This is a genomic window from Stenotrophomonas sp. P5_A8 (assembly GCF_056400545.1).
In genome coordinates this window covers 1-2,815 of record NZ_JBFULB010000423.1, presented here as the reverse complement: position 1 = coordinate 2,815, position 2,815 = coordinate 1, and the positions used below count along the sequence as shown (strand labels likewise).

The following is a 2,815-nucleotide window of genomic DNA, read 5'->3' as shown; positions in this document are numbered from 1 at the left end:
GGGCATGGGGGCCCAGCGCCCGAYCCACCGACCAGCGYCAAARMAGCYTGGCTTCTRCCTGCKCACCGCAAGCCGAGCCCCGTAGCGGCCGGTAGGCSCCTGGRCAAAATMAAGGAGGAGGCCGCCAGGCCGGGGGACATTTGCGCCAGGGGCCTACCGGCSGCTRCGGGGCCCTCACGCTCGCGACAAGCCCGGTCGGAGCCACAGCTCCAGCCACACGTCGCCTGGACTACCTGGGCAAATCCGTATCGCCCTGCTCGATCTACCAACGCCGTTGGAGCAGAACGCTCCCGTGCATTGGGAGAAGAACCACGAAAAAAAAGCGCCGCCGGTCGCCACCACACCGCGACCGGCGACGGAGGGAACCTACAGCGCCAGATCGGCCTCCACGTCCTGCACCTTGCGCCGTGCCAGGGCCAGGTTGGACTTGTTGCGATCCAGCACCAGATACAGGAACAGACCCTTCTTGCGCGAGACCGGGCGCAGGATGTGGTACGCCTTGCCCAGCGAGATGAGGATGTCTTCGATCGTGTCGTTGAGGTTGAGCGAGGCGGCCGTCTTCATCTTGGCCCGGATCACCTCCGTGTTGCCTGCCGCAGCCACCTCCATGTCCATCCCCGAGCCGGCCTCCCCCAGCAGCATGCCGCTCTCGTAATCCACCAGCGCCACTGCCTGGGCGCCGTCGATGGTCATCAGCGCGTTCAAGGTATCGTCGAGTCCTGCCATGTTGCACCCCGTTGGTTATCGAGCCCCGTTTTCCCCTGCGGATCGGCTCGTGATCCGCTGAGTTCGGCCATGATGTTGCGGCCACATTCCTTGGCACTCCACAGCACCTTGCCGATCACGCAGCGCGCGTCGCACGCGGTCATCAGCAGCAGCGGTGACGGCGTCGCGGGCAGCGCCAGCATCAGCACCTTGCCGCCGTCGGCTTCGAGCATCAGTACTTCCAGCTCCCCCAGCGCCAGCTCCCGCCCGACCGCAGCGGCCAACGCCAGCATCGCGCTGGTCATCGCCGCCAGTCGTTCGCCGTTGCCGTGGGTGCCGGCTGCCGGCACCAGCGCGAACCCGTCCACGCTGGCCATCACCACGCTGCGCACCCCGTTGATGTCATCGGCAAAGCCCTGCAGGTGCGCCCCCAGGCGCTCGCGCAGCGCCGGCTCCAGGCGGCGCGCCTCGTGTCCGTCAGCCATGCGCGGCCACCAGCGCACCGGTTTCCATTTCGCTCATCAGCACGTCCATCAGGCACAACCCTTGTTCGCGATCACGCGCATCCACCGGCACCACCGGCAACCAACGGCCCTCGCGCCCGGCCTGCGCCGCGCAGGCGTCCAGGTCGAACTGCGGAGCCAGGTCCAGCCGCGACACACCGATCACCGCCGGCACCTGCGCCGCATGCTGCTGCAGCATCGCCAGGTACGCCGTCAACTCGTCCACCGCCGCGCTGCGGGTGGCATCCAGCAGCAGGACCACGCCGCTGGCCCCCTGCAGCAGGATCGGCCACAGGAAGTCGAACCGCTGCTGTCCTGGCGTGCCGTACAGCCGCAGGCGGTCGCCGTTGGGCAGGTCGATGTCGGCGTAGTCCATCGCCACCGTGGTCGACGCCTTGTCCGCACCCTGGCGGTCGCTGTTGTGCACGTCGGTGTCGATGACCGCACCAGCGGCGATCGCCCGCACCAACGTCGACTTGCCGCAGCCCATGGTGCCCAGCACCACGATCTTGTGTTCGCGCACGCTCAGCCTCCGCCACGCTGGCGCACGCTGCGCCACATCCGGGCGGGCAGGCCGCCGCCCTCGCCGTTGCTGCGCAGCAGCCCGCCGCCGCCTGACGGCGCGTCCAGCGCGGCATACCCACACAGATAGGCCGGGTGCACGAAGGCGCGCACCGCCTCGCGCGGAATCTCCAGCAGCGAGGCGCATTCGTCCACGCTGCACGGCCGCTTGAGCAGCAGCGAGCACAACCGGAAACTGTCGTGCTGATGGCCGAGCACGCGGAAATCAGGCCAGCGCAGCAGGCGCACGCGTGCATGGTGTTGCAGGCGCGTATCCAGATCCTGCCAGTGCGCCGGGTGTTGCCCCCATTGCCAAAGCAGTGGCCGCAGCGACTGCCGTGGGAGCTCGCCTGCCAGCTGCTGGTAACGCTTGCCGGCGATACCGTGCAATGCGAGGCGCTCGAACACATCCGACAGCAGCTGCGCCAATTCCACGTTGCCGCTGCCGTCGGGCACCACCATCTGGTCCTGCTCGAAATCCAGCAGCAGCACCGGTAGGCCATCCAGCGCCAGCACCGCGTGACCATGACGCGACTGCAGGCTTTCGCGCAGCGCGCGGGTGATCGCCTTGGCCCCACGCGCGGCGATCGGTTCCTCGATCGGCGCCGGTGCGGCCGGCATCTGGCGCAGTGCGTGTTCGATCGCATGATCATCCAGCGTGCTGCGCGGGTCGCCCTGACCATCGCGCAGCCGACCCTGCTGGTCTTCGATCCAGAACTGGATGCGTGGGCGTTCGCGCACCATGCGCAGTGCGGCGTTGCGCAGTGCCGGGGTGTCCTTGATCACCAACAGATCGCAGTCGTCCAGATCGCGGCAACTGCGCACCGTGTCCGCGGGCAATGCGGCGGCCGCGCGCAGGCGCTGCAGCAAAGCGTGCTCTCCCTGGATATCCGATCCCACCACCAGCACCCTGGCCATCGCCTTCCCCTGCGCCGTGAAAGATCACACTTACTGCAGTAAAGATCGTCGATAGCCTATGCCAAGGTTATCGGGCCATAAGTGATGGATCGCACAGATTGAATTGAAGCTTCCGCACGTTGCAAGGG

3 protein-coding genes and 1 pseudogene are annotated in these 2,815 nt (G+C 67.5%); all 4 read right to left on the bottom strand.

Translation table 11 applies throughout. The features are described 5' to 3' along the window. Positions 1 to 366: 366 nt before the first annotated feature. Entirely contained in the window at positions 367 to 726 is a 360-nt protein-coding gene (locus AC1DQP_RS19065; RefSeq protein ID WP_256776593.1) for a hypothetical protein, read from the bottom strand. Positions 727 to 776: 50 nt separating this feature from the next. After that, a pseudogene (locus AC1DQP_RS19060) lies at positions 777 to 1,190 on the bottom strand (roadblock/LC7 domain-containing protein); the annotation flags it as partial. Next, on the bottom strand, positions 1,183 to 1,731 hold the full coding sequence (locus AC1DQP_RS19055; RefSeq protein ID WP_256776591.1) for a GTP-binding protein: 549 nt from the start codon (positions 1,729 to 1,731) through the stop codon (positions 1,183 to 1,185). The gene AC1DQP_RS19055 and the pseudogene AC1DQP_RS19060, both read right to left, overlap by 8 nt. 2 nt (positions 1,732 to 1,733) lie before the next feature. After that, the gene (locus AC1DQP_RS19050) at positions 1,734 to 2,687 is read right to left on the bottom strand and encodes a hypothetical protein (RefSeq protein ID WP_457319439.1); all 954 of its coding nucleotides are present in this window, start codon (positions 2,685 to 2,687) and stop codon (positions 1,734 to 1,736) included. Positions 2,688 to 2,815: the final 128 nt, after the last annotated feature.